Source organism: Vibrio genomosp. F10 str. 9ZD137 (assembly GCF_049974785.1).
Classification (GTDB): Bacteria; Pseudomonadota; Gammaproteobacteria; order Enterobacterales; family Vibrionaceae; genus Vibrio.
The window spans coordinates 1-3,704 of sequence record NZ_JBNGCJ010000425.1; the positions used below are offsets into that span (position 1 = coordinate 1).

A 3,704-nucleotide genomic window follows, 5' to 3' on the forward strand; every position below is an offset into this window, starting at 1 on the left:
CCGCTCTTCCGATCTCCCTGCTTTCCTCCACCACGCCAATCATGCTCTTACCGATACTCTGGATCTACACCAAGCAACGACCTAATATTTATGCCTGGATCGGGGCAGTGGTTGCCGTGATTGGTACCGCGGTTTTGGTGCAATAATAAAACTTTCATTTGTCATTATAATTTGATCAATAGGCTACCCTTTCTTGTAGCGATAGGAAGAATCATTGATCTTTAGCTACTGCAAACCCTTTAAAGTGTAGTAAAATTACGCTAATTTGTTTTTAAAGTTACTTTAATTTTGGACGAGGTTATATCTATGTCAGCTAAGAAGCCAATGGCTCTAGTGATTCTTGATGGTTGGGGATACCGTGAAGATAACGCCAGCAATGCAATCAACAACGCTAAAACTCCAGTGATGGATGCCCTTATTGCAAACAACCCAAACACTCTTATCTCAGCGTCTGGCCTAGATGTTGGTTTGCCTGATGGTCAAATGGGTAATTCAGAAGTTGGTCACACCAATATCGGTGCAGGCCGTGTGGTATATCAAGATCTTACTCGTATTACTAAATCTATTTTAGATGGTGAGTTTGTTGAAACCCCAGCGCTTGTTGAAGCGATCGATAAAGCAGTTGCTGCTGGTAAAGCGGTTCACCTAATGGGTTTGATGTCTCCAGGTGGCGTTCACTCTCACGAAGATCATATCTACGCAGCAGTAGAGATGGCTGCGGCACGTGGCGCAGAGAAAATTTACCTACACTGTTTCTTAGACGGACGAGATACTCCACCACGTAGCGCTGAAAATTCACTAAAACGTTTTGATGAGCTATTTGCAAAACTAGGCAAAGGTCGAATCGCGTCTTTGGTTGGCCGTTACTACGCTATGGATCGTGACAACAACTGGGAACGTGTACAAGTTGCTTACGACCTACTGACACAAGCTAAATCGGAGTTTACTTTTGATTCAGCGGTTGCAGGCCTTGAAGCGGCTTACGCTCGTGGCGAAAACGATGAATTCGTAAAAGCAACGACTCTTAAAACAGAAGGTCAAGAAGACGCTGCAATCGTTGATGGCGATGCGGTTATCTTCATGAACTACCGTGCTGACCGTGCTCGTCAAATGACACGCACATTCGTTCCTGATTTTGATGGCTTTGAGCGCGACGTATTCCCTGCAATCAACTTCGTGATGCTAACTCAATACGCGGCTGATATTCCTCTCGCGATTGCGTTCCCATCTACGTCTCTTGAAAATACCTACGGTGAATGGCTGTCTAAAAAAGGTCAAACTCAATTGCGTATTTCTGAAACTGAAAAATACGCACACGTGACCTTCTTCTTCAACGGTGGTGTTGAAGATGAATTTGACGGTGAAGAGCGCCAACTGGTTGCTTCTCCAAAAGTAGCGACTTACGATCTTCAACCTGAAATGAGCTCTGAAGAACTGACGGATAAGCTTGTTGCAGCAATCAAATCGGGCAAATACGACACGATTATTTGTAACTTCCCGAATGCAGATATGGTCGGTCATACTGGCGTTTACGAAGCAGCAGAACAAGCGATTGAAGCTCTTGATGCGTGTGTGGCTAAAGTCGTTGCAGCGATTCAAGAAGTCGATGGTCAACTGCTTATCACCGCTGACCACGGCAATGCTGAAATGATGGTCGATCCAGTCACGGGTGGCACACACACCGCCCATACTAATCTGCCTGTACCGTTGATCTACGTGGGTAATAAAGAGTTTGAATTCAAGTCTGGAGGTAAACTTTCAGATCTAGCTCCAACCATGCTTGACCTTGTTGGTCTTGAGATCCCAGCTGAGATGACAGGCCAAGTTCTCACTAAGTAATTTGCGCCAATGATCTTAATGAATGCCTCAATGTAAATTGGGGCATTTTTGTATCTGTGGCTCTGATGAATAATTAAAGGCAATCAAACACCCACCACCTTGCAACTTTTAACATACCCCTTTCTTCTCATAAAATTCTTTGGGTATACTAAGCCCTTATTTTAATCGATGGACTTCTGGCTCTATGGCGACGTTTTTATCACTATTCTCATTTAGAAATCGCCTCGATTTTTTCATTCTATTTTCTGCACTGGTAGTGAGCGTTCCCACCATTAGCCACGCGGCCTCTTCTAACGAACTCAAAGGGGTAAAAAATGAAATATCACGTCAGAAAGACTCCGTGTCAACTCAACAAAAGAAGCTCAATGAGCTGCAAAACACGCTAAAAAAACAAGAATTAAGCATCAGTGATTTGGAAAATCAGATAACAAAAACCAAGACATCGCTCACCACTTCCAACAACAACATTAAAAAGATTGATGCAGAGATCGCGCAGCTGAACAAATTGAAAAAACAACAGAGTGATACGCTTGCCGAGCTGATAAAAACTTACTATGTCACCCAACGGGCCAAAACCGCCACCAGCATTTTAAATAATGGCGTAGAAGAAGACCGCATCAGTCAATATTTTCAGCATCTTGCTAAAGCCCGAGCAATCACGATTGATTCGCTTGAACAAACGCGGCAAGCACTCAATAAAAATCAACGACAGTTACAACTCGAACAGCAAAAAATAGCCCAGTTACTCGAACAGCAAACAACGAAACGAAATAGTCTCAAACAGAACCAAACTCAACGTAACCAAACGGTCAATAAGATTAAGAAAAGCATATCAAGTGATCAGGTTTATCTCTCTGAGCTGCAGCGAAATGAAACTCGACTAAAAGCAGAAATCGCCAAGGCTGCTAAACGAAATGCAGTACCTATGGACGGCTTAGCAAAGCAAAAAGGGAAATTGCCATGGCCAATCAAAGGAAAATTACTCCACAGCTATGGCAGTAAACAAGCTGGACAAAGCAATTGGAATGGCATTGTTATTGACGCAGATTACGGACAGGCGATTAAGTCAGTGTACCCGGGGACCGTTGTGTTCGCGGAATACCTCAGGGGATATGGCCTTGTGGTTCTTTTAGACCACGGTAAAGGCGACATGACGCTGTACGGTTTTAATCAAACCCTGGTGAAGAAAGAAGGGGATAAAGTGGCTGCTGGTGAAACCATCGCCTTAGCTGGGGATACAGGAGGGCAGAGTCGCCCATCTCTGTATTTTGAACTGCGCCGAAATAGTAAGACGCAGAACCCTAAATCGTGGTTAACTCGTTAAGCGTAAAACCCTTCAACGGCTTCAATAAAAGCGTTCACATCACTTTTCTTGAGTGCATTTACCCCTGCAGCTGCTGCCCTGCCACCGCCAGTGACGAATTGCCCACAAATATCACCAGCACCCTGCTTATTCGTTAATGGCGCTCTTAATGAAACGGTATAGGTGCAATCTGCGTTTTCGGTTAATACGGCATGCGCTGAATCGGGCGACTGATTTGCCAGTAAGTTTCCGTAAACACCACTGATTCGACGAGAAGCCGCATTATTAGGTAATTCATACAGCCCCAAGGTTTTACTGCGATATTTGGCATCGATAGCAAGCGCTTTATCCATGTCCTCTTGATAAGCATGTTGCAACTTATAGTAAGGAGACTCTGGGTCAGCAATCACATCAAACGGAGAAGTATAGTGAAGCAGTGCTTGATACAGATCGGCGGGATGGAAATGCAGGTCTTCAACTTTCGCCCCATAGCCATTGTAATTGATCAGGGTTCCTAGCTCTTTAAGCTGCTCTTTTTGCTCTTGTGACAGACCGTTAGCCT

The 3,704-nt window shown here is 44.3% G+C and carries 3 protein-coding genes and 1 pseudogene; 3 read left to right on the forward strand and 1 reads right to left on the reverse strand.

All coding sequences use genetic code 11. The annotated features are described in order from the left end of the window. The 3 genes from ACP45E_RS10095 to ACP45E_RS10105 all read left to right on the forward strand — a co-directional run. A partial coding sequence (locus ACP45E_RS10095; RefSeq protein ID WP_158008376.1) for an EamA family transporter occupies nt 1-146 on the forward strand: 146 nt, incomplete at its 5' end. Between the two features lie 160 nt (nt 147-306). Continuing rightward, nucleotides 307-1,839 (forward strand): 2,3-bisphosphoglycerate-independent phosphoglycerate mutase, encoded by a 1,533-nt coding sequence (gene gpmM / locus ACP45E_RS10100; RefSeq protein WP_026026706.1) that lies wholly within the window; start codon nt 307-309, stop codon nt 1,837-1,839. A gap of 184 nt (nt 1,840-2,023) precedes the next feature. Next, on the forward strand, nt 2,024-3,163 hold the full coding sequence (locus ACP45E_RS10105; RefSeq protein WP_017035395.1) for a murein hydrolase activator EnvC family protein: 1,140 nt from the start codon (nt 2,024-2,026) through the stop codon (nt 3,161-3,163). On the opposite strand, the pseudogene ACP45E_RS10110 reads toward ACP45E_RS10105, so the two are convergent. Next, nucleotides 3,160-3,704: pseudogene (locus ACP45E_RS10110) on the reverse strand (DHH family phosphoesterase); the annotation flags it as partial. The gene ACP45E_RS10105 and the pseudogene ACP45E_RS10110 overlap by 4 nt on opposite strands.